This is a genomic window from Colwellia sp. SU-HH01217 (genome assembly GCF_057543495.1).
Window position 1 is genome coordinate 111,435 of sequence record NZ_BAAJLX010000004.1, and the last position, 24,978, is coordinate 136,412.

Here is a 24,978-nt window from a genome sequence, read left to right on the forward strand (position 1 = left end):
AGGTTAAGTGTTACGCTGGTAAAGTTATTGGTTATCTTCTTCAATATCAGTAATGGTCACAGAACCGTCTGCTTTTAATTGAATATCATTCATTTTTTGAAGCAGCTCTAATTGATCGGCAGAAAAACGGCCATAATCGACAGTTTTTTCTGAAACCGTGCTAGCAATAAAGCCCATATTAACCGCTTGTGAACCTTGAAAGCCATCTCCAGCATTTGAGTCTTGGTTACTATTGACTGAATCTAGCATTGCAGCTCCATTATTATTGATGCTGGCACCATAAGTTCTTACAGAACCAAAGACATCAGTAATCGTCCAATTTTCTATATTCATTTTAAATGATTTCGCATTTTCAATATCTTGTCGAATAGGGCCGTTGGCGTAATAAAGTAAATGCTTAGTAAAGTCTTCTTTAAAGTTAGGAAATACGGCTTGGTTTTGTTCGTAAAACTTAGAGATTCTCAGCTTATTTTTTTTCCCTTTAAATACTCCTCGATTAGAATTAATAAATTCAGTAGCGTTTGCTTCTAGTTGCTTAACGACTTTATCAGCGGTGTAAGCTTCTTTTCTAATATTAGGGCTACCAATATTTCCTTGATATAAGCCGTAAATAACGTCTTTATTTTTACCAAATTTACCAATAATAATTTTATGGTGTATATAATTTAAAGAGAGTTTATGCCCTGATACCGTTAATAATTTTTCATCTAAAAACGAATCATCATCGAGTATTTCATCTTCTAGGTTTTTAATTGGGTACCTTAACACTAGCTGCTCAAGTACAGTGATATTATATAAATTCAACCAGTAAGCGAGCTGCTCTTTTTCTTTTAATTGATTAATTGGTACTTCATTCGACACTTGTTCAAGGCTCTTGCGAACTTTAGTCAATAAAACTTTAGTGTCTTCATCTTTAAAGTTTTCATAATAAAAACGATTCGCTTCTAAAGCGGTATATAGCTTTCTGTTCGATTTTAGTCGTGTGCCAGTTTTAGCTTTACTTCGTTTTAACTTTTTCTTCCCTGACATCCCCATATCTACCACAAAAGCATCGTATAACTGTGTAATGTCTTCATAAGAGATTTTAATGGTTGAATTCCATTTATAACCTTGAAATTCAGCAGGAAGTTCAGACTCATCAAATCCAAAACTCTGATGAGAAATAATTAGAGTCACTAATAACAATATAATTTTAATATTCATAGCTGCGCCAAATTCAATAAATGTTGATTAAATAATTGAATAATCAACTTAAACCTAAATGTATAAAAAATCAACAACTCATAAAAAACAACAATTATCTGTAACCGAGATCAAACGCGATTTGGGTATATACTTAATGTTATCGGTCGGTTAATATTTATTTCTCTTATTGTTTGGGATCTAACGCGTGAAATCAAAACCAACTTCTTTCGACATAGCCTATCGGGCAGGTGTATCGCAATCAACTGTTTCTCGTGCATTAAGAGATAGTCCACTGGTTAACCAAGAGACGCGATTAAAAGTTCAAGCTATTGCCAAAGAATTAAATTATAAAGTGGATAAAAACGCGAGTAATTTACGCTCTCAGCAAAGTACAACAATCGCCCTTCTACTTTTCGAAGATCCAACTAATGACGATTCATTAATTAATCCTTTCTTTTTAACTATGTTAGGCAGTATTACTCGCGCATGCTCGGTTAAAGGCTACGATTTACTTATTTCATTTCAACAAATGAATAACGATTGGCATGCAGATTTTGAGGATACCAATAAAGCAGACGGTATTATTTTATTAGGGTATGGCGATTACCTTGATTATAAAGAAAAGCTCCAGCATTTGATTGAACAGAACACGCACTTTGTCCGTTGGGGTGCAGAAGTTAAAGACTTACCTATTACTTCAGTCGGTTGTGATAATTTCCATGGTGGCTACCAACTTACTGAACACTTAATTAAAAATGGGAGAAAAAAATTCGCCTTTCTAGGCTATGCCTCAAGTCATTATCCTGAATTTTTTGACCGTTATTTAGGTCACTGTAAAGCATTGATAAATAGTAAGTTAACTGTAGATAAATCACTGCAATACGATGCTATTACCACTGAAGAAGCCGGCTACTTGGCCGCTTGCGAATTATTGAACAGTAACCAAAAATTTGATGCTATTTGTGCGGCGAGTGATTTAATCGCCATTGGCGCTATGCGAGCTTTAGCTGAGCATAACCTTAAAATACCTGAAGATGTGGCAGTGGTCGGCTTCGATGATATCCCTATTGCGAGTTTTACTAACCCAGCCTTAACAACCGCTCGTCAAAATACTATTTTGGCAGGGGAGCTCTTAGTTGAAAAATTATTGAAGTTAATTAAAGGTGAAGAAGCGGGTACAACCTTAATGCCAACAAGTTTAATTGTTCGTAAATCTTGTGGAAGTTAATACTACATGCATGTTCGAGCTTAATGACTAACACCATTAAGCTCAACCATTCACGATAAGCCCTAGTCTTATACTTTATTCTTGATTCTCATTAATAAAGTAGACTGAGATCGCGCCAAAAACCATAGATATCCCTGCAAGCATAATGATATAAAGAGCTTGGTTATTAAAGAGATTATTTAGAATCCAACCAACACTTAAAGCAGACACAATTTGCGGTGCAGCAATAGTAAAATTGAATATTCCCATATAAACCCCTGTTTTATTTGCAGGTAAAGATCCCGCTAAAATAGCATAAGGCATTGCTAAAATTGCCGCCCAAGCAATACCTACACCTATCATAGGAATAAATAAAGAAATCGCACCTTGTGGTACTTCAACTTGAGTAATAAGTAAATTTACCATCGTTGGTTCCCCACTTTGAATTAAGGCAAAACTTAAGTAACCTAATCCTCCAGCAAATAAAGCAAGAGAGTACACCATTTTTCTCCCTATTGTATTAGCTATTTTGGCTAACACGATTGAGAAAAATGCAGCAAATAACGAATATCCTGCAAATAGAATCCCAACCCAATCCCCTGCTGCCCCTTTTGCAGCAGCAATATCAGCAGGAACACCACCAACAGTTTCAATATAACTTGGATCGAACCATTTAACATCAATTCCCCAAACATGCTGGGCAATAGCAGGCATGGTGTAAACCCACATAATAAAAAGGGCAAACCATGAGAAAAATTGAACAAGTGCCAAGCGTTTCATCACCACAGGCATTGTTTTCATTAAACCAAGAAAGCCTTGAATTTTTTCAATTAAGCTTGACTGTACTGCTTGTTCTTTAGCAACCTCATCGGCATCAACGCCTTTAAAAGCATAAAACTCTTGAGGAGCATACTCTTTAGTCTTTATCACCGTCCACAGAACCGATCCTAGCAAAACTGTAGCACCAATATAAAATGCCCAAACTACAGAAGGCGCCACACTTCCAGCTGCAGCACTATTTTCTAGACCAACAACATTCGTAAGCACAAAGGGCAAAATAGAGCCTATCACAGCCCCGATATTAATAAGAAACGACTGAATGGAATAACCTTGTGTCATTTGTTTTTCAGGCACCATATCAGACACTAGTGCTCTGAACGGTTGGAAAGCCATATTAAAAGAGGCATCCATTAAAGCTAACATCATTACGCCAAAAATCATTGGAGTAATAAAGGATACAACCATAGCAGCATTAGGCATCATCAACATACCAAGAGTCGCACAAATTGCGCCTATTAAGATATAAGGATTACGACGACCAAACTTATTCCAGGTTTTATCTGATGCAGCCCCTACCAGTGGTTGAATAATTAACCCCATTACCGGAGCAACCAACCAAAACAAAGATAAAGAATGAAGATCTGCACCTAAATCAGATAAAATACGACTAACATTGGCATTTTGCAGCGCAAAACCAAATTGCACCCCTAAAAAGCCAAAACTTACATTCCATATTTGCCAAAAACTTAACTGTGGTTTTTCTCTCATTTTATACTCAACATTTCATTAATTATTATTATCTGAGTTTATCTCAGCCACTATGCATCATTCTTTTGATAAAAAATACTGAAAAAAAAAGCACACGAAAATGGTGTGCTTAAACAAAACGTATACAAGGGGAAACAGTAATCATTCACTACATGCTTCTGATGTTATAGTAATCTTAAATGCTGTTTTACAACAATAGGCTGCATACGTATTCAAACATTAGAGCGGGGAGTAATAGATCGTAGTAACCACATTAGCTATGTGATTATTTCTACTCGTTAAAATAACACGCAGTAGTTGGCCACCTCCCTGCCTATAAAGGAGATCGTCTATATAACTAAGATTGAGGTGTAAAATCTGCAGGCGAAAAAAAACCAGTCATAAGACTGGTTTTTCTAGCAAAAGCTAATGTGGCGGACGCGGCAGGAGTCGAACCTGCGACCGCCTGGTTCGTAGCCAGGTACTCTATCCAGCTGAGCTACGCGTCCGCGGTCTAAAAATTTCTTTATTCAGCCTTAATAGTAGCTGCTCTTCTTAAATAAACCACTTTCTGCGAAGAAAAGAAAGTGGCGGACGCGGCAGGAGTCGAACCTGCGACCGCCTGGTTCGTAGCCAGGTACTCTATCCAGCTGAGCTACGCGTCCGCAATAAAGTTGTTTTTTACATCGTTACTTAACCGATACACAGCCATTAAATAAAATTAATGGCGGAGAGGGAGGGATTCGAACCCTCGATCCGGGATAAACCAGATACTCCCTTAGCAGGGGAGCGCCTTCGGCCACTCGGCCACCTCTCCAGTGGGTGCGAATATTAATGGATCTTAAAAATAAGTCAAACGATTTTTACCCTTTTATTCGTCTTTTTGAATTGTTTGGTGACAAATCAAACAACAAGTGTACTTTTCAGACAATTCTTTTATAACTTGCGCTACCTAATTATTAAATCACCCAGCGCTTAAAGCAAAAAAAACCGGCTAGTCGCCGGTTATTTCTAAACAATTTATTTATACATTGCCTGTAGATTCATCATCGCCTTTTTCAGCTTGAATACGCATGTATATTTCTTCTCGGTGAACTGAGATTTCTTTCGGTGCATTAACACCAATACGCACTTGGTTACCTTTAACTCCTAACACAGTTACAGTAACTTCATCACCAATCATTAAAGTTTCACCAACTCGGCGCGTTAATATTAACATTATATGTTCCTTTATTTAAAAATTGACTTCCACTAAACTTTTACAAACACCTACTAACTATAAAGTTAGCTTAGTTTTTAACTAAACGCACGAAAAATAATAATAAAGTTTGTAAAAATAGTGACTTATAGTAAAGGTTCTACATAAAAGTACGATGTAAGCAGCGTACGCCTTGTGTAAGAAATGGCTCGTCTATAAGTACAGAAATATTAATCTCTGAAGTTGAAATTAACAGTATTTCGATGTTTTCATCGACTAAGGCAGTAAAAAGCTTTCCTGCTATGTCCGCATGAGATTTCATCCCTATACCAACTACTGATAGTTTAACAACCTTATCCTTGTATTGAATAGCCCTAATGCTGTTTTTTTGTGTCATTTTATGTAAAAGATCATCAATTTTACAATAATTTTGTTGAGAAACTGTAAATTTAACATTGCTGTTACAAGTACCTGGCATTGTCTGTGTAATCATATCAAGCTCAATGCCAGCCTCACCCAAAATTAAAAATATCTCAGCAACTGATTGTTGATCTTTAATTCCTTGAACCTCAACTAGCACTTCTGAATCTTGGTGAGCAATATTTGTTACTGCTTGTCTATTAAACGATTCAGACACTAAGGCATCTTCATTCATTACTTGGGTTCCTTCTCCAGGTTTAAAGCTACTTAAAACTCTTATAGGCATATTATGACGAATGGCATATTCAACCGCTCTATTTTGCAATACTTTAGCGCCTAAGCTTGCCATTACATACATTTCAGTAAAGGCTATTTTCTCTATTTTTTTAGCTTGAGGTTCAACACGAGGATCTGCGGTATATATTCCATCAACATCGGTAAAAATTTGGCATTCAGACGCTTTTAGTGCAGCAGCAATTGCAATGGCTGAAGTGTCTGAGCCACCCCGCCCTAAAGTGGTTACATTATTATCATCATCTTGTCCTTGAAAACCAGCGACAACAACCACCTGCTCTTGCTCTAGTGATTGTAACAATCTTTTATTACACACAGACTTAATCCGTGCACGACCAAAATTATTATCAGTACTTATACCAATTTGATGAGCCAATAACGAAACAGCTGAAAAGCCACGTTTAATCAATGCAATTGTAAGTAAAGCAATACTTACTTGCTCTGCTGAGGCGAGGAGCATATCCAACTCGCGAGTTGCGGGTTGTTGATCTATCGAAGTTGCTAAGGAGAGTAATCGATTAGTTTCACCAGACATTGCTGATAAAACGACCACCACTTGGTGGCCTTTTCGGCGAGTTGCAACAATATGATCAGCAACCGCTTCAATACGAGAAAGGGAACCTACTGAGGTTCCCCCGTATTTCTGAACAATAACAGCCATTACAGAATAACCATCACACTAGTTAAAGAAAAAAATGCGAGTGATTAATGTCATATAGACTTGCCTAAGACAGTTTGTCAGTTAACCAAGGAGTTACGCTAGCAAGCGCTTGGCCAATATTTTCTGGTTGGCTACCGCCAGCTTGCGCCATATCAGGGCGACCACCGCCTTTACCACCAACTTGCATAGCGACCATGTTAACTAATTCACCCGCTTTAACCTTACCAACAAGATCTTTAGTTACACCAGCAATTAAGCCAACTTTTCCTTCATTGGCAGTCGCTAACATAATAATAGCTGAACCCATTTTATTTTTAAGCTCGTCCACCATACCGCGTAATGCTTTAGACTCAACACCGTTTAGATCAGCAATAAGTACTTTGAAGCCATTAATATCTACTGCTTGGCTCACAAGATCAGAGCCTGCTTGTGCTGCTAACTGCTGTTTAAGTTGATTAATTTCTTTTTCTTGTTGTTTACCACGGCTAATCAATTGCTCAACTTTATCAGTAACGTTACTAACATCAGACTTCACCAATGCTGCAATATCAGTTAAAGACTGTGATTGTTGCTCTACAAAAGTTAATGCACTGTTGGCAGTTACTGCTTCTATACGACGGATCCCAGCGGCAATACCAGCCTCAGCAGTAATTTTAAATAAACCAATATCACCCGTACGCTCAACATGTACGCCACCACAAAGCTCAGTAGAAAAACCACCTAAGGTAACTACGCGTACTTCATCGTCGTATTTCTCACCAAATAACGCCATTGCGCCTTTTTCTTTAGCATCGTCAATCTGCATTAACTCGGTTTCACGTAATAAATTACTACGGATTTCTTCGTTAACCATTTGTTCAACTGCTTTTAATTCGTCAGCGGTGACACCTTCAAAATGCGAGAAATCAAAACGCAATTTATCAGCTTCGTTGAGTGAGCCTTTTTGAGTGACATGCTCGCCTAACACTTTACGTAATGCTGCATGTAATAAATGCGTTGCCGTATGGTTTTTAACAATAGCGGCACGGCGCTCTTTATTGATGCGCGCTTTAACACGTCGATTTACGCCTATAGCAACGCGAGCAATACCTTTATGAGCAAAAGCATTACCTAATTTAACAGTATCATGAACTTCAAATATACCGTCATCAATTTCTAATACACCCGTGTCGCCCGCTTGACCACCCGATTCAGCATAAAATGGAGTTGAATCAAGAATAACCATACCTGGTTCATCAACAGCCAATTCATTTACCGACTCGTCGCAATTAAATAGTTCAACAACCGTTGCTGAGTAATTATCTGAGGTATAGCCTTTAAATGATGTTTTATGATCAGACTTTAATTGTTCGTTATAATCGGTACCAAATTGACTGGCTTTTTGCGCACGTTTTCGTTGTTCGCTCATCGCGAGATCAAATCCGTCTTTATCAATTTGTATATCTCGTTCGCGAGCAATATCTGCAGTTAAATCTGCTGGGAAACCATACGTGTCATAAAGTTTAAAGACATCATCGCCCGCGATAGTATCGCCAGATAAATTCGATAAGATGTCTTCAAGTAACAACATGCCGCGATCTAATGTACGACCAAATTGTTCTTCTTCAATGCGAAGCATTTTTTCGATAATGCTTTGTTGTTGAACAAGTTCAGGATAAGCATCCCCCATTTGAGTCACTAATGACGAAACTAATTTGTGGAAAAAGTGCCCTTTTGCTTCTAATTTATGACCATGGCGAATAGCACGTCGAATAATACGGCGCAGCACATAACCACGACCTTCGTTTGATGGCATCACACCATCAACAATTAAGAAACTACATGAGCGAATATGATCGCTAATAACACGTAAAGATTTATGCGCTAAATCATCGCATGAAAGTAATTTTGCGGTATCTTTAATCAACGCCTGAAAAATGTCTATCTCATAATTACTATGCACATTTTGCATGATCGCTGAAATACGTTCTAAGCCCATACCTGTATCAACAGAAGGCTTAGGAAGTGGAAGCATCTCACCGTCACTTTGACGATTAAATTGCATGAAAACTAAGTTCCAAATTTCAATGAATCGATCACCGTCTTCCTCTGGAGAGCCTGGAGGACCACCCCAAATTTCTTCACCGTGATCATAAAATATCTCAGAGCACGGACCACAAGGGCCAGTATCACCCATTGACCAGAAATTATCAGATTCATACTTTTTATCAGCAGATTTATCACCGATACGAATTATTTTATCAACTGGAATACCAATTTCGTCTCGCCAAAAAGCAAACGCTTCTTCATCGCTTTCATAAACAGTTACTAATAGTTTATTTTTGGGTAAGCCTAAAACCGTAGTTAAAAACTCCCATGCCATACGCATAGCGTCTTCTTTAAAGTAATCACCAAAACTAAAGTTACCCAACATTTCAAAAAAAGTATGGTGGCGAGCGGTATACCCTACATTTTCTAAATCGTTATGTTTACCACCTGCGCGTACACAACGTTGAGAAGACGTTGCACGATTATAACTACGCTTTTCAGCACCTAAAAAAACATCTTTAAAAGGCACCATTCCCGCATTTGTAAATAATAAGGTGGCATCGTTTCCGGGAACTAAAGAGCTACTTGCAACAATTTGATGCTGTTTGGCAGCAAAGAACTCTAAAAATGCTTGGCGAATTTCAGCGGTGCTTTTAATCATGTAATATCCAAATAATCTATTATGTAATCGGTAAAAAAATAAGGCGCAATAGACTCATTCTGTTAACAACAGATTTATACTCTGTCAAACCTTGAGTTAGTCTAGGTTCAATACTGTCATGATCTGATCAGGAGAGAAACCACGATATTGAAGAAAACGCATTCTTTTTGCCTTTTCTTTAACGGCTGCTTGGTAGGCTTTATTTTTTGATAAAGCATTACGATCATCATTTTCATGAACATAATAATCAACAAGCGGCGTACTAAAACGCTTATTATACGCAAGCTCAGCTTGAAGATACCAATCAATTTCATCATTTTTATTAAGTTCATTAATAATCGTGGAACAAACGCCCTTTTGATTGAGTTCATTTTTGATGTATAACCAACCAAATCCTTTGTCAACTCTAACTCTTAGAGTACTTTGAGCAAACCGTTCATCACTCAAATAATCTTTTTCTATAAGGTAAGCTAAAACGGGTAAAATTTCATCGCTAGCAAAATCTTTCTTCATTAGCTTTTGATGCAGTTCTTTATGGGAATGTTCGCGCCTTGATAATAAGTCGACAGCACGATGTAGAATTTCTTTTTTCATGAACGAACTAAAAGTTAATCAGATTTATTAATATTGAAGGCTATAGGATAAAGGAATTTAACGTCAGAGTATATCTAGGCGAATAACTCTAATTGCTGGCTACTCATCTCATTGGAAAAGCCTATCGTTAAACCAACTAAACGAATACTTCTATTATTACTTCGCGCTATTGCAGTTGCGAGTAATTTTACAAACGTAGTTCTATCACAATGCAAGCTTTGCTGCTCGACAGTGGTTTGATTAAAGTCTGAAAACTTTAATTTAATGCCTTGGCGAACAATTTGCCTTTGTTGGTGTTTTTCTAGCCGCTGTTCCAATTTAGGAAAAAGCTGATTAATCACAGAAATACACTCGTCTTCTGAGCTAAGATCTTGAGCTAATGTAGTTTCTATGGCTAACGATTTTCTTTGTCTACTCACCTCAAGTTCACGGCTATCTTCGCCAAAGCTTCGTTGGTATAAAACATTAGCAAATTTTCCAACTACAAACTGCAGTTCAGCAATAGAGCTTGCTCTTACGTCTTGGCAAGTTTCAAAGCCTTTATTTTTAAGTTTTTCCGCTGTTTTAGGACCAATACCAGGGATTTTTTTTAATGCTAGAGTGTCAACAAATGCCGATACAGACTCTGGCGCTATAACACATTGACCATTGGGTTTATTTTCATCGCTCGCTATTTTTGCCAAAAATTTATTAGGTGCAATACCCGCCGATGCTGTTAGCTGTAATTCATCATAAATTTGTTGTCGAATTTTCTGTGCGATTAAGGTTGCGCTACCACCCAACAAGGTTGAATTACTTACATCAAGGTAAGCTTCATCAAGAGACAGTGGTTCAACAATTTGAGTGTACTGTGAAAAAATCGCCCTTATTTTTTGGGAAACTTCTTGATAAACGGACATGCGCCCATTAACAATTAACAAGTCAGGGCAAAGTTGCAAAGCTCGCTTTGAAGACATCGCTGAGCGAACGCCAAATTGCCGTGCAATATAATTGCAGGTACACAAAACACTTCGCGGACCTGAACCTCCTACGGCTAAAGGAATATTACGATATTCTGGAAAATCACGCATTTCAACGGCGGCGTAAAAACAATCCATATCTATATGTATTATTTTGCGCATTTTCTCTCCAACATGACGTTGAGTTGCATCAGTCGACACAACAACTGTATATAACAACAGTTAATTTATCATATTAAAAGAAAATAGCAATCTAGTGATATATTTTTAATTAAATGAGGCTTTTGTTGTTGCAGCAAGTTTAGAAATAATGGCGATATTCTAGTTTGTATTCTTGAAAGTCGTATTGTTCGGTAAGTTTGTTTTCTACTTTATGGTAACTTGCTGAAAGCCTTAAGCTATGATTGGTCGCCAATTGCCAACTTTGTTGAATGCCTACTCGTGTACGCTCCGTTTGATCAAATAAAAACTGATAGTACTGCGCATCAATAAGTAACCCAGCATTTTGCCAATTATATAGAAAACCTATATTTATTCCGGGTGCTAGTGAAATAAAACTGTCTAAGTTTTTGTTAAATTCAACTCTTGCAGTGCCTAATAAATAAACATAACTGTTATCAATAGGCTGGTAGCTTACACCGCCGCCGCCAGAGCCTTGGGTAATTAACCTTTCTTTACCATTTGTCCATTGTTGCTCGAGGCTAACATTAGCTTTCCATGACCATGGCTTAAAAAAGTCATTTCTGGGAGTTAGCGAAATAATATCGAGTAACTCTGCTTTTTCTAATTTTATTTTGTCATCGTGATAAACACGCACAATAGCATTCACCATATTCAACGACATGCCAGAGTAATAACCCGCTAACGGATCAAGTAAGTCATGGTAACTGCCTCTGTATTGTAATTGTAAATATGATTGCTCATCTCGTTGTCCTGCACCCAAGCCCCACATGGTGGTTTTGTGCCCTTTATCAGGCCTTGCTGGAACAATATTATCTATGGCTATTGTTACGGGATTTTTGCTCATGTGTCTTAACAACAAAAAGCTTCTTCTTGTTACTGCTTGTTGACGACCATTAAAAGTGTTTTGATAACGTAAATACCGATAAGCACTATCGACAATTAACTGCTGTTTGTTAGAGGTTAAAGTTGCAAACTGCTGGCTTGTTAATAAGTTTTCATCTTCTGATAAAGCGAGCACTAATTGGCGCTCAGTATCAGATAATTGTAATAATTGATTTTCTAATTCCGTTAATATTGACTGTCTGTAAAACACATCATCAACGAAGCCTGCATCGTCAACAACACGAATTGTATCAAGTGGCATAGTCGTTACTGGGAAATTATCGACTAAATTAAATCCCGGTCTTGCAACATCGAGTAGTTCTAATAATCGAAACGAGCAATTTTCGTCAAAGAAGTAATAATCAAAATTTACCCCTTTTAATTCCCACATGTGCGCTAACATAGTGTTGATTTCATCTTGAGTTAAATTAAGCCGATACTCCCATAAATCTCTATTTTCTAATTGGTTGTATTCTTTAATTTTCTCAAAATATGGGTTCGCAGCAAAATTGCCTGGATAACCGCCTGTTAAGCCTCTTGCAGCATAAAGAAAACCTTCATCGCCATCTGGTACTGTGGCACCAAAATTCAGTGCGTAAGATAAATAAGTAGAGTTTTTTTCTACATTATCAGGGTCAAACCTTAAAAAAGTATGCCCATACATTGATGAAGGACTATTAAGTTGTGCAGCAGCAAAAACTAAAACAACAGAGGTGGTATTAAGCTGTTCGCGCCAGTCATTATATTCACGACATTCTTGTGTGTTAACACGTTCAACCTCTTCGGCTAACCCCTTAACATTGTCTAAGAGAAAATTTGTTCTAGCAGGGTATTTACATTGGATCTTTACTTGTGTTTTAAGTGCGCTTATTGTCGATAACAGCTCATTTTTAGGGTTAATGGCGCCATCTGTCGCTAAAAAGAAACTATTGTCGTCGACATAACTGATTAAATCACTTTCAGAGGCTTGGGGTTTGATATGTAGTAGCGCCAACCATGGCTCACTATTAGCTAGTGCATTAATTGTTAGAAAGTCTTGTGCATTGCTCGCTTTGCTCAAAACGGTTAGTAAGAAAAAAATCGCTAAAGTAGACTTCATTGTCATCATCAGTAAATTAGGAGTAAGCATGATTTTTTATTGAGCTCTGAGCCCAATAAATTAGATATAATCAAATAAAAAAGGCTACCGAATAGCAGCCTTTATTTCAAAAATAATAGACGACTAAGCGGTGTACTTAACTAGTGCTTTATCATTTTTCATTAAAGTAAACATAGTGCTAACAACATGTTCAGTTGTTACATTTTCTGAAGGGAAAATAGAATTAAAGTTGTTATGTAATGTAGATTTAAACAATGCACGATCTTCTTCTTTTACGCCTAAAGAAACAGCTACAGCAGTTAATGCTTCACCGTCGCCACGCGCAACATCTTCACTAAACTCATCCATAATCATGCTTACGTCAACCATTTCCTTACCGCCGTAAGTCAATGTGCCTTTTGTTGAACAACCATTTGTACCGAACGTCATACCAAAAGTATTGTTACCAGTAGAACCGTTAGTTGTTGCAGCAAGCACATGGCTAGGAGTGCCTGACTGTCCTTTAAAAAGCATATTACCCCAACCACACGTTTGGCTACCTGGTGCATCAGCAAGTACCGAAGTCGACATTAATAAAGTTGAAGCAATTAGTAATTTTTTCATAGTAAATCCCTATAATATTTTATAAAACTTATACTTACCAATGTAAGTACCTGTTCGATTTTAATATAAATAGAGCGTTAACTCTATAGTGTTTTAGCAATTACTATACTTTTTATTCAATACTTTTCATTGTACTCGCACATACAAAAGCTCAGCTAAAAAAAACAATTAAGCTATTGATTTTTAATAAGTTGTGGAGTATAAAACCGACTAAGGCATAATTTATTGTGTTTCATTCTATCAAGGGTTATTTTCTGCCAAGAATTCTTAATATTCGTAGGAATAAATTTATGATGTCCATATAAAGTGCAGCGGCGCTGTCGATGGCATTATCGTAAGTTTTTGGAATAGCATTTGCTCTGGCCCAATCGTAGCCAATATAGCCACAAAATATTACCGCGACTATCCAATCGAGAATGCCGTGATGAGTATTAAAGATAAATATTTCAATTAGCTCTACAACAATCACACACAATAGTGCAATGGTTAAACCACCACTTATTTTCTTAAAAAAAGCAGGGTACATAGAGCCTAATAACATCATCACAAAAGTAACCATACCTGTAACTCTAATGGCTTCTAAGACAATATCAGGATTGTATTGGCTCACCACAAGGTTGATGATTAATCCAAAAGGCACTACAACAAAGTTATAACCAATAAAGCTCACTACAGGACTTTCAGATTTACTGAATAAATAAATCCCCAAAAAACACGAAGCAAAATATCCGATAAAAAATAAAATAGGATTAACACTACTAATAGACTCTACGGGAATATTTTCAACCATTAACCAATTTATGGCGAAGCCCCAGACCAATGTTAAACCTATCACTAAGTTATAAACTGAACCGCTAATTAGGGTATCGCTAGTTTCCCTTCGATCGAATACGTTTACTTCCATTTTCATTTCCTTATATACTAAAAAATTAACTTACTGTTACTGGTCAATATCAAGTTTGTCGATTAATGATGGATATCCCCAACCGTTAACGCCAACCTCAACGTGCTCGCCAGTTAGAAACTCGTACATTGTGGGTGCTAATGAGCCATTTTCTTCAATATTCAGTGGCACTGGATTATCGCCTATAGGTGTTCCCCAAAAACCGATAAAAGCATCTTTTTCAAAATAACTTTCGCCCGCATGTCGCCCTGGCACTTTTGTATTAAAGCCCATACCTAATTTAGGAAATAAGTTCACCGTACCTGCACGATCCTCGGCATATATATTAACAATTTGGTTAACTGAGTCAGGACGTTGAGTGATCATAGTGAGTTCTCGCCATTGCGAAGTATTGCACCAAGAATCCACCTCATTTTCTTTAGCTTTATTAATACACTGATCAACTAATCGATAATGGTCCTTCAACATTTTCTCTGATGGCTTTTCGCGATACTTATTAACAGAGTTTACCGCTAACAATGCTAAATCCTTACCTGATAAACTGGCGTAGAATAACTTATCCGCTACTTTCTCTACCGTTTCATCAACTCTGACTCCATCACGGTAACCAATGAGTCTTACCTTGCATTTTTCAATACTGCATTGTTGCTCTCTTACTACCATGTAATCTAAAGAATCTTTTAAACGCTCAACGGTTTCAGTAATAACATCTATTTTTTTGTCTGTTTTTTCATTCACGGGTTTCCAATGTATAAGCTCATGGTAAACAGGCTGAACTTGCCAACCTAACGCGGCATTAAAAAAATCAAACATCATATTACCGCCTGCAGTAGAAGCGACAACCACGTCAATATTTCTATTACTGGCATAGTTAAGTGCGTTAGTTATTTTAGGACCTTCGCCCTCATCAGAAGAAATTTTCTTTACTAATATGGGATAACCTAAATCTTCTGACAAAGCCTGAAATACAACTTTTTCAGGGTTTAACGATTGGTAGATTGGGGCTAAACCATGATCGCCTGCCATGCCCCATAAGGTATTGTGGTAAATTCCTGCGCGTTTATAAGCTTTTTCTGTTGCGCTTAACCAATAGTCCAGACGATTTAACTCCCCTGTTGGCATAATAACCTCATCACTGAACGGCCCAGCAAAGTGCGCAAAGTGATCAGGCCAAGGGTTATAAATCAAGGTAAAGTCAGGCATGCCTAAACTGTCTTGCTTAGCTAGCGCTTCAATGGCTTTTTCTATTTTCCATTTTTTAGTTAATTTCGTGAAAAAATCAAAATAAGACATTTGATTAAAACTTTTAATATCTTCAATCAACTTATCTCGATTAACTCTCAATTTAACTTCTTCATCGGCTCGTTCGTTAAGCTCTTTTATACAACGTTTTTCTCCGTAATCTCGTTGCACCTCCCCTAAACCTAAATTGACTAATCCATCATAACTAGTATGTGCATTCCAATCGTATTGAGCATTACAGTTCAGCGTATTAAGATAAACAAGGCGATCAAACATAGTTTTCACTTTGTTTTTATCAAGTAGACGATCAAGCTGAAGCGCATCATTACCGAAAAAGTAATAAGCCCTGTCTTCTTTTCTATCAATAAAATGAAAATTAGGTACGCCCGTCCCCGAGTCGCCAGACACTTTAGCGCCTGTTTTTATAATAGGTAAATTACGAACGCTAATAGTCGGCGTTGAAGAAATACCAACGCGCGCAATTGAGGTTGGATAATTTTTATATAATTGCTTAAAAAACGGCAAATAAGCACTATCTTGATAATTTTCATTAGCCAGCAACGAGAGAAATTGAGTTTGTTGGTTAAAATTTTCAGTCGCAGTAGCTTGTTGTTGCTTATGTTCAATAGCCACTCGATTAATAAAAGGCTTACTAGCGTCTACAAGACCCTCAATTAAGCCTTGCTGTAACCCGTCAACGGTTATTTGCACAGCATATCGGCGATTTTGTTGAGATTGTAAAAACGTCACTAAAAGTGATGGATTATCAGTAAAAGTATCCTGCATCCATTGGTTTAAACTCTCTTCACGCTGTGTTTTAAAAACAAATTGTCGGTAAGCTTTTAATACATTTAAGCGCACAAAATCGATTAAAGTAATCGTTAATGCTTGTGCTTTATTATTTATTTTATGCTTATGTTCTGCTTTTCCATCTTCGACAATAGCTTGTAGCATGGCTTTCATATCGCCTTCATCCATGCCTTTAATAGCTTGTTCAACAATGTTAATCACTATGGGTTGGATTTTGTTGACTAAAGCTAAATCTTTAGCGCTTTTTGTTAAGTAAGTGTATTTATCAGGCAAATTATCCATGGCTTGCCAGTGACCAATATTGACTAAAGCATCATAAATAATAACCATAGAGGCAATAAACTGGCGATCTGTTTTTATGCCTCCTGAATGACCGTTTTGTCCACTTTCTTTAGCGAGAACATCACTTTCTTTACCTTGTTGATATAAGCTATGTTCATAACTTTTTAATGTTTTTTCATCATAAACACTGCCAAGATATTCTTTAAATTCATCATCTTGGCTTAAATGATTATAACGATCATAATAGCTATAAAGAAAATGTCCTAATGGTATAGCATAACTAGGATTGCTGAGTTGGCTAATCACACGCTTTTTAACATCTCCTTCTAAAGGGAGCGTTAAAATGTATGCATCAAGCGAGACACCGGCTATTGTAAAAAGGGTTGCATCGCGAGTAAATTTTGACGAAAAATGCATAGAAGCGACGATTTCATCTCTCATTATTTCACTCGCATTAAAAATGCTACCAATAATAGGTGTATCGCCTAGTTCAGCATGACTAGTACAGCTTACTAACATGAGTAAAACTACGGTGTTTTTTCGAAAATTACGCAAATAACTTTTCATAACGTCCTTATTAAATATGCGCTTGGCAATGAAGATTTAAAATCGAAGGGCAAAACTTATCGGTTTAATAACATATTAAAAAACAAGCAAGTATATAATAAACGAATAAATAAGTCTGGGAAGTGTTAATCAATACAATAACGATATCCATTAATTTTTTAAAACCATTAATGGATAAATCGAAAATAATAACGGTTAAACTGAGTGCTTAACCGTAGGAAAGTTAAATATTTTTAATGGATATTTGCTCTTCTTTTAAAGCAGCAATACGTTCGCGTTCTTGTCGTTTTTCACATGGATTGTCACAATCACACGCTTTCTCAATACCCACAGAAGCTAAACCACCACAACTCCCCGCTAAGGTTTTACTTTGGAAAATATAACCAACGGCCATTGCCATTACTACCACAAGGAAAAAACCTAAAGTGACCATGAAAATCATCATTTTGAATAAGCCTACTATTTTATCTACGGGGTTAACGTCAAATACAATCGAATTTTACCGCGAATTCTTCTTTAATGCCATTAACAGTTGTAGAAATTGTGTAACAATGACGAAAAGCATTACACGTTAAAGAAGGTCGACATGGTAAATCTTATCAGCACAATTAAAAACACCATTGAGAGTGCAGAGCAAGAGCATATTGATTTACCTTTTTCAGTATATTCTTCGGTAAAAGAACAAAAGTTACTCAATGTCCCTATCGTCAAACCGTTATTAATTCTTGTGTTAAGTGGTAAGAAAGCATTAGGCAAGCAAAATGAGTTAACATGCCAAGCAGGAGACTTTATCTTTTTGTCGGCGAATCCTGCGTTAGATATGCGCAATATTCCTAAAGACAACGAATACTTTGCTCTTTTAATAGACTTTGAAGAACAAGACTATAAAGGACTTCAAAAAGTGTCCGACAAAAAACACCATTACTGTGTAGGCAAAAGTACGCTTACTTTAGAAAGATGTTTACAGCAATTTGTTGAAAGTTCACTTTGGGCGCCGAAAGCATTGTGGTCGTCACGAAAAAGAGAAATTATAACCTTGCTATGCCATATAGGTTATCACGAAGTACTTTCTTTAATTGATAAACCAACATTAGTGCAGCAACTGCATGATTTATTTATAGAAAAATCATTACAATGCAATCAAGAAAGCCCTCTTACTATTGGTAATATTTGTATTGATTTAGCAATGAGTGAATCCACTTTACGCCGCAAGCTTAAAGCGCAAGGCACCAGTGTACAACAGATAAAAGATCAGGCGAGACTAGGTTTAGGCTTGCATTTATTACAAACCAGTCATTATTCAATTGGGCTGATTGCCCAAAAATGTGGTTACCTTTCTCAATCACGCTTTTCCGATCGCTTTAAAAAACTATTTGGTTTAACGCCCTCTGAACTTAGAAAAACCAAAATGATGGGTTAGGGCGAAAACTTGACGGTTTTAAGCCTTTAAAAACCAATATAACCCGCTAATATATTATTTATAAATTTTTACATTTGATAAAACAATAAGGATTATTATGCGTTACACACTTACATTACTTTCAGCCTTATCGCTTAGCCTCTCAAGTTCTGTATGGGCAGATTCATTTACGTTATCTAGTACTGATATTACACAAGGAGAGCTTATGACCAAAGCACAGGAATTTGAAGGCTTTGGTTGTTCAGGTGAAGACTTGTCACCTCACCTTAAATGGTCGAACGCCCCTACAGGGACCAAAAGCTTTGCCATAACGGTTTATGATCCTGATGCACCAACAGGTAGCGGTTGGTGGCATTGGCAAGTCGTTAATATTCCTGTGTCAGTAACAGAAATAACTGCGGGATCAGGCAACACTCAAAATAACAGTATGCCAGTCGGCAGCCTGCAAATAGAAAACGATTATGGCAGTAGAGGTTACGGTGGCGCTTGCCCTCCTAATGGGCATGGTGTCCATCATTACCGTTTTACTATTCATGCACTTTCTGTAGAAAAGCTCGATTTGCCTGAAAATGCCTCAGGTGCTTTAGCAGGTTATATGATTAATGCTAACACGATAGAATCTAGCACGATAGAAGCGTTATACATACGAGATTAACTATAACGGACGTCTATAAAATGTAGTCTATAGAGGTAGGTTACTGATATTTATTAATATTAATTATTTACCTCGCTTAAGGCTTAATTTTACAGCAATACTTTTCATTTCTCCCTTCTTTAACTTTCATCCTATTTAACTATCGTCATAATTTTGCAATAACCACCGACTAACATTTACTTTCTACTCAGTCATTCAAATTTACCACATTTACTATACAAGCAATGACAAAAGCGATTATTAATTATGGAGTAATACTTAGATGAAAATTCTCGAAAAAGAACTAAGTTGGTTATCTTTTAATCATAGAGTATTGCAAGAAGCACAAGATGAAAGTGTGCCTTTATTAGAACGGTTCAGATTTTTAGGCATTTACTCAAGTAATATGGATGAGTTTTACCGAGTAAGAGTCGCGAGCGTTCGTCGTAAAGTATTATTATCAAAAAATAAAATACAAAAAAATCACGCCCTAAGTTTATTCGATAAAATTCAAAATAAAGTGATTGCTTTACAGGCCATATTTGATGAAACCTATTTACTATTGCTTCAACAATTAGATGGTGAAAACATTCACTTGATCAATGAGATGCAGTTATCTCACTCTCAACAACTTTGGTTAGAGCAACATTTTAACGATAAATTACGTCGCCATATTTTTCCGTTAATTTTAAATGACAAAGTGAATTTAACCGATCATATCAATGATGATGCAACCTACCTTATGGTGTCTATGTGTAAAAATGGTGATGAGCAATACGCACTCGTTGAAGTACCGAGTAACAATGTTCCTAGGTTTGTTATTTTACCTGAAAGTGAGGTAACTCAAAGCTACGCCGAAACTAACACTGAAAAGGACATTAGTATTATTTTGCTCGACAACATTATTCGCCACAGCTTAACGCAAATATTTAGCGGATTTTTCGACTTTGACAGCATTCATGCTTACTCAATGAAACTGACACGCGATGCTGAGTTCGACTTAAGTAACGAGTTTAGCCAAAGCTTATCGGAACAAATGTCATCGAGTTTAAAACAACGCATTAACGCTGAGCCTGTCCGCCTAGTTTACGATAAAAAAATGCCTAAGGTTATGTTAGAAAAATTAACACAACAGCTAGCAATAAGCTCTAATCAAGGCGTCATTTCTGGAGGACGTTATCATAGCTTTAAAGACTTTATCGAATTTCCAAGTATTGGCGATGCCAGATTAGAACATGAAAAACTCCCTTCATTAGAGCAACACGATTTTACGCGTTATAACAATGCGTTTTCAGCGATAAAAGCTCGAGATATATTACTCTACTACCCTTATCATAAGTTTTCATACTTCACAGAATGGTTACGCCAAGCAGCCTACGATCCTAAAGTAAGTAAAATTGAAATTTCCTTGTACCGTGTTGCAAAAAAATCACGTGTTATTGCCGCACTTATTGAAGCCGTTAAAAACGGAAAAGAAGTCGCGGTAAATATTGAGTTACGCGCTCGATTTGATGAGCAAGCAAACCTTCATTGGGCGGAAGTACTTTCTAATGCTGGCGCGAATGTCACCTTTGGTATTTCCAGTTTAAAAGTACATGCTAAAATTTGTTTGATCAGCCGCAAAGAGCAAAATACGATCGTACAATATGCCCATATTGGCACGGGAAATTTTCATGAAAAAAATGCTAAAATTTATACCGACTTTAGTCTCTTTACTTGCCAAAAAGAAATTACTGATGAAGTCGCACAAGTATTCGAATTTATAAAATACCCTTATCTACCTTTTACCTTTAATCACCTAATTGTGTCGCCTGTTAATGCTCGCAATGCTATAGAAACTTTAATCGATGCAGAAATAATAGCAGCGAGTAATCAACAACCTAGTGGTATTATACTAAAAGTGAATAATTTGGTAGATCGCTGCCTCATTAAAAAACTTTACCAAGCCAGTAATGCTGGCGTTAAAATTCAGCTGATTGTTCGCGGAATTTGTTCTCTCGTTACCGGCATCGCTAATCAAAGTGAGAATATCAGCTCGATAAGCATTGTTGATCGCTACTTAGAACACCCAAGAGTGGCTATTTTTGAAAACGAAGGTCAAAAAAGCGTGTATATCTCTTCTGCTGATTGGATGAGTAGAAACTTAGATCAGCGCGTTGAAGTAGGTTGCCCGATATATGATCCGGTCGTTAAACAAGAAGTAATTGATATTATCAATATTCAACTAAGCGATAATACCAAAGCAAGAGTGGTCGATACTGAGCAGAGCAACCAGTACCAAATTAATAATGAACAACCTAAAATACGCGCACAAATTAGTATTTATCATTACCTCAAAGCTAAAGAGTTGGTCAAAGTATCACAAACCTTAAATGTAAGCATATTAAAGCCTCAAGAAGAAGTGGAGCCTAATTTAACTTCGATAGATGAAGTACCCCCTGTGCTTAAAATGATTAAAAATTTGGCGACTTCGCATTATGAGTAACAATGCCTTAATACTTGCTAAAACCAAGCAATTGTCTGTAACCGAACAAGCCAAACATTTAGTCGCGATCGATCTAGGATCTAATAGCTTTCATTTAATTATTGCACGAGAGCAAGATGGCTGCCTACAGGTACTGCACCGACAAAAACAATCTATTGCTATTGCGGCAGGTTTAAATAGTGCTGGCTTTTTAAGTGATGAAATTATTGAAAAAGCGGTTGATTGTTTACGTGAATTTAATTTAGCGATTACTGGATTACCCTGCTGTATTAGCCGCATTGTCGCCACCTATGCTTTAAGAACAGCAAAAAATATTGAGTATTTTAAAGAAAAAGCACAACAAGTACTTCCTTATCCTATAGAGGTTATTTCTGGCAAGCTTGAAGCTGAATTAATATACAAAGGTGTTGCTCATACTCAACCATTACACGGCACTACATTTATTATCGATATTGGTGGCGGAAGCACTGAGTTAGTGGTTGGTCATAAATTTTCAATTTTTTTAGCTGATAGCATGTCAATGGGCTGCATTAGTTTTCAACAGCAGTTTTTTTTAAATGGCGAAATTACCGCGACAGCCATGAACAATGCACAACTTTACGCTACACAGCAATTAACAGGCATTGCTGATCGTTATAGAGTAGCTAATTGTAAAGTAACGCTTGGCACTTCGGGATCAATTAAAGTCATAAGCCAAGTTATGCTTGAACTCTATGGTGATAAAAAAATAACCTTTAAGCGATTGAAGCGCTTAGTTAAGCAGCTTATTCAATGGCAACATTGCGACAATATCCCATTGCATTCATTAGAAGATAACAGACGGCCTTTATTGGCAGGTGCTGTCGCTATTTTATCAAGTTGTTTTAATCTGCTAGGTATAAAACAAATGCACTTTAGTTTAGGCGGCTTACGCGAAGGGGTTTTGTACGATTTAAGCCAATCTAGAACAGACATTGATACCCGTGAAAGAACGATTCAAAACTTAAGTCATTTGTATCATGTTGACCAAGCATTTAATCAAGGTGTTTTACAGCAAATTATTTTCATGAATCAGCAGTTACCTCAAAAGAAGTTATTAACTCAGGATGAACTTTCGTTTTTAACTTGGGCGGCACAATTACATGAGATTGGCATTTCAATAAACTCTAAAAAAAGACAGCGTCATAGTGCATATATTATTAAACATAGTGATATGCCCGGTTTTAGTGAAAGTGAACAACTAACAATTGCACAACTGGTTCGTAATCACCGAGGTAAAATTAAGTTTAAAAATCCCCATAACGATGCTGAAAATAAACAGAAAGCTATAAATACAGTACGCATTCCTTTATTAACTCAACTACTGCGACTTGCTATTATTTTTACACATGGTCGCGTACAAAGTCAGATCACACCTATAACAGTCAATCATATAACAAATTCTGACGACGATGAACGTCTTGAAGTTAACATAAATAGTCAAACACATTTGTTAGACACTTTAATCGCAGAGGTCGAGGTACAAGCAAGAATAGGGTTAGTTTTAATTATTAAGTAATCATTAAACCACTTTACAGTGTTATGCTTGCTGCCATAAGTCTGCTTTAATTTTAGAAAAATGCTGCCAGTTGTCATTGACTATCAGTTGACTAATCGCAAGAGCAACATCTGGCCAAGGTTTTAATAACTTATTGCTAGTGCAGCTTAGCCATGAATTTATATGTGCTACTGATAGCTCATCCACTACGCTTGCATACGATAGTTGACGCAAAGCTAGCGCGTTTGAATGCTGCTCCATCTGCCCGCCCAATGCTTTAGTTAATATGGGCAAACCAAGGTGTAAACATTCACTAACAAGCTCAAAACCTGAATTACAAATGACCCCACTTGCCGCTGATAAATCACGCTTAAAGCCAATATAATTGGTTTTATACACGGTTACATTAGTATATTCCCCTTCTTCATAATCGGGTGAATAAAAGATAAACTCATACTCGTCTATCTCATTTAATAAGCTAATAACACCTTGCTGATCTTCAAAAGGCAAGTAGACAATAATATGTTTTTTTCTTTTGCTCGCTCGAAGTTGTGTATCAATAATAGGGGGAAGAATGTTGTCATTATAGTCACTCCAGTGCAGCCCGATACTTTTTTTTGCTGGCGCGAAATTTTTTAAAATTAATCGACTAATAAAGCTGTCACCAGCTAACGGAGTTGCGCTGCCAAAAGCATACTGATGACCAATACCTATACACGGCTTATTTCGCAGTTTAGCAGCCCAAGCCGTGATGGGTTCAAAATCTGTAATCACCAAGTCATACAGGCTTAAATCTAAACTAATCACATCCTTGATATAACTGATAATATTATTAGAAAGTAATGATTTACTATAACTTACCTCCCCGTTTTCACTGATAAAAGTTAACCCCCGCCTATGGAGATACTCTCCAAATTCTTCCATATCAAATAATTGAGACTTATCTCTACCAGAAAAAAGATAGGTAATTTTTACCCCTTGTTTAAGCAATGCCCGCGATAAAATTCGTGAACGAGAAATGTGTCCGTTCCCCGTGGCTTGAATGCCATACAAAATGTGGTTCATATCAGATAAACTCCATGCGAAATAATAACGCCCAAAAATGCGCCAGCGATGATATCTGTTGGAAAATGTACACCTAGAATCACCCTGGAAGCTCCTACCGCACTTGCCCATAAATATAATAGATAAGCCCAACTACCAAAATGAAGTGTGCACAAGGTTGCTAGCATAAACGCTGCCATGGTATGCCCAGAAGGAAAGCTAAAATGATCTGATGGGGTAACTAAACTTGAAAAGTGTGGAATAATTTCAGGAGGCCTACGTCTTTTTAAACTATTTTTTAACAGCAAATAAAGACTACGTTCAATGGCAAAAGCCGTTAATATTAACACGAGAAAGTCATTCGCATCACTCCCGCCAAAGAGTAAGTAAACACAAGGGAATAATACCTGCAAGTAACCATCACCACTGCGTGACAATAAACGAACAGTATAAATAAACCCTTGATAGTCACGTGATTTCATACACCACAAAAGTAATTGCAGGTCACGTTTATAAGCAATATTAAGTGTGTTCATATAGCCACGTTAAGTGACTTATATGAACAAGGCATGA

The 24,978-nt window shown here is 36.9% G+C and carries 19 protein-coding genes and 3 tRNA genes; 5 read left to right on the forward strand and 17 right to left on the reverse strand.

Annotated features, from left to right (window positions below; translation table 11 throughout):
- Positions 1 to 24: 24 nt before the first annotated feature.
- Positions 25 to 1,203, reverse strand: coding sequence for a DUF547 domain-containing protein (locus tag AC27G3_RS07145; protein WP_487120144.1), 1,179 nt, complete (start codon positions 1,201 to 1,203; stop codon positions 25 to 27).
- 187 nt (positions 1,204 to 1,390) lie between these two features.
- On the opposite strand from AC27G3_RS07145, the gene AC27G3_RS07150 reads away from it, so the two are divergent.
- Complete coding sequence (locus AC27G3_RS07150) at positions 1,391 to 2,413, forward strand: LacI family DNA-binding transcriptional regulator (protein ID WP_487120146.1); 1,023 nt, start codon at positions 1,391 to 1,393, stop codon at positions 2,411 to 2,413.
- Between the two features lie 75 nt (positions 2,414 to 2,488).
- Here the strand turns inward: AC27G3_RS07150 and AC27G3_RS07155 are convergent, their stop codons facing one another.
- The 14 genes from AC27G3_RS07155 to nqrM all read right to left on the reverse strand — a co-directional run bounded on the left by AC27G3_RS07155 (position 2,489) and on the right by nqrM (position 17,751).
- Positions 2,489 to 3,940: an MFS transporter gene (locus AC27G3_RS07155; protein WP_487120147.1), complete on the reverse strand. Its 1,452-nt coding sequence runs from the start codon at positions 3,938 to 3,940 to the stop codon at positions 2,489 to 2,491.
- Between the two features lie 411 nt (positions 3,941 to 4,351).
- Positions 4,352 to 4,428: transfer RNA gene (locus AC27G3_RS07160), tRNA-Arg, on the reverse strand.
- A 79-nt stretch (positions 4,429 to 4,507) separates the two neighbouring features.
- A tRNA-Arg gene (locus AC27G3_RS07165) sits at positions 4,508 to 4,584 on the reverse strand.
- Between the two features lie 60 nt (positions 4,585 to 4,644).
- Positions 4,645 to 4,736 (reverse strand) — tRNA-Ser (locus tag AC27G3_RS07170).
- 207 nt (positions 4,737 to 4,943) lie between these two features.
- Positions 4,944 to 5,138, reverse strand: coding sequence for a carbon storage regulator CsrA (gene csrA / locus AC27G3_RS07175; protein ID WP_487120149.1), 195 nt, complete (start codon positions 5,136 to 5,138; stop codon positions 4,944 to 4,946).
- A gap of 139 nt (positions 5,139 to 5,277) precedes the next feature.
- Positions 5,278 to 6,492, reverse strand: coding sequence for an aspartate kinase (locus AC27G3_RS07180; protein WP_487120151.1), 1,215 nt, complete (start codon positions 6,490 to 6,492; stop codon positions 5,278 to 5,280).
- Positions 6,493 to 6,556: 64 nt separating this feature from the next.
- Entirely contained in the window at positions 6,557 to 9,181 is a 2,625-nt protein-coding gene (gene alaS, locus AC27G3_RS07185; RefSeq protein ID WP_487120153.1) for an alanine--tRNA ligase, read from the reverse strand.
- A gap of 96 nt (positions 9,182 to 9,277) precedes the next feature.
- Positions 9,278 to 9,775: a regulatory protein RecX gene (locus AC27G3_RS07190; protein ID WP_487120154.1), complete on the reverse strand. Its 498-nt coding sequence runs from the start codon at positions 9,773 to 9,775 to the stop codon at positions 9,278 to 9,280.
- A 74-nt stretch (positions 9,776 to 9,849) separates the two neighbouring features.
- Positions 9,850 to 10,896, reverse strand: a complete 1,047-nt coding sequence (gene dinB / locus AC27G3_RS07195) for a DNA polymerase IV (protein ID WP_487120155.1) — start codon at positions 10,894 to 10,896, stop codon at positions 9,850 to 9,852.
- 139 nt (positions 10,897 to 11,035) lie between these two features.
- Positions 11,036 to 12,928, reverse strand: coding sequence for an Lnb N-terminal periplasmic domain-containing protein (locus tag AC27G3_RS07200; protein WP_487120157.1), 1,893 nt, complete (start codon positions 12,926 to 12,928; stop codon positions 11,036 to 11,038).
- Positions 12,929 to 13,021: 93 nt separating this feature from the next.
- Positions 13,022 to 13,501, reverse strand: a complete 480-nt coding sequence (locus AC27G3_RS07205) for a DUF3015 domain-containing protein (protein ID WP_487120159.1) — start codon at positions 13,499 to 13,501, stop codon at positions 13,022 to 13,024.
- A gap of 247 nt (positions 13,502 to 13,748) precedes the next feature.
- Positions 13,749 to 14,411, reverse strand: coding sequence for a Bax inhibitor-1 family protein (locus AC27G3_RS07210; RefSeq protein ID WP_487120161.1), 663 nt, complete (start codon positions 14,409 to 14,411; stop codon positions 13,749 to 13,751).
- A 30-nt stretch (positions 14,412 to 14,441) separates the two neighbouring features.
- Positions 14,442 to 17,306 (reverse strand): alkaline phosphatase family protein, encoded by a 2,865-nt coding sequence (locus AC27G3_RS07215; RefSeq protein WP_487120162.1) that lies wholly within the window; start codon positions 17,304 to 17,306, stop codon positions 14,442 to 14,444.
- 223 nt (positions 17,307 to 17,529) lie between these two features.
- Positions 17,530 to 17,751: a (Na+)-NQR maturation NqrM gene (nqrM, locus tag AC27G3_RS07220; RefSeq protein ID WP_487120164.1), complete on the reverse strand. Its 222-nt coding sequence runs from the start codon at positions 17,749 to 17,751 to the stop codon at positions 17,530 to 17,532.
- 141 nt (positions 17,752 to 17,892) lie between these two features.
- Here nqrM and AC27G3_RS07225 point away from each other — a divergent pair, with 141 nt between their 5' ends.
- The 4 genes from AC27G3_RS07225 to AC27G3_RS07240 all read left to right on the forward strand — a co-directional run bounded on the left by AC27G3_RS07225 (position 17,893) and on the right by AC27G3_RS07240 (position 23,382).
- Positions 17,893 to 18,726, forward strand: a complete 834-nt coding sequence (locus AC27G3_RS07225; RefSeq protein ID WP_487120166.1) for a helix-turn-helix transcriptional regulator — start codon at positions 17,893 to 17,895, stop codon at positions 18,724 to 18,726.
- 97 nt (positions 18,727 to 18,823) lie between these two features.
- Positions 18,824 to 19,381 carry a YbhB/YbcL family Raf kinase inhibitor-like protein gene (locus AC27G3_RS07230; protein WP_487120167.1) on the forward strand — a complete coding sequence of 186 codons (558 nt, stop codon included), beginning with the start codon at positions 18,824 to 18,826 and terminating at the stop codon, positions 19,379 to 19,381.
- A 262-nt stretch (positions 19,382 to 19,643) separates the two neighbouring features.
- Complete coding sequence (ppk1, locus tag AC27G3_RS07235) at positions 19,644 to 21,845, forward strand: polyphosphate kinase 1 (protein ID WP_487120168.1); 2,202 nt, start codon at positions 19,644 to 19,646, stop codon at positions 21,843 to 21,845.
- Positions 21,838 to 23,382, forward strand: coding sequence for a Ppx/GppA phosphatase family protein (locus AC27G3_RS07240; protein WP_487120170.1), 1,545 nt, complete (start codon positions 21,838 to 21,840; stop codon positions 23,380 to 23,382). The genes ppk1 and AC27G3_RS07240 overlap by 8 nt, the downstream gene beginning before the upstream one ends.
- 21 nt (positions 23,383 to 23,403) lie before the next feature.
- Here AC27G3_RS07240 and AC27G3_RS07245 read toward each other — a convergent pair whose 3' ends face one another.
- Both AC27G3_RS07245 and AC27G3_RS07250 read right to left on the reverse strand, forming a co-directional pair.
- The gene (locus tag AC27G3_RS07245) at positions 23,404 to 24,426 is read right to left on the reverse strand and encodes an MJ1255/VC2487 family glycosyltransferase (RefSeq protein WP_487120172.1); all 1,023 of its coding nucleotides are present in this window, start codon (positions 24,424 to 24,426) and stop codon (positions 23,404 to 23,406) included.
- Entirely contained in the window at positions 24,423 to 24,941 is a 519-nt protein-coding gene (locus AC27G3_RS07250) for a phosphatase PAP2 family protein (RefSeq protein ID WP_487120174.1), read from the reverse strand. Before AC27G3_RS07250 ends, AC27G3_RS07245 begins: the two co-directional genes overlap by 4 nt.
- Positions 24,942 to 24,978 lie beyond the last annotated feature (37 nt).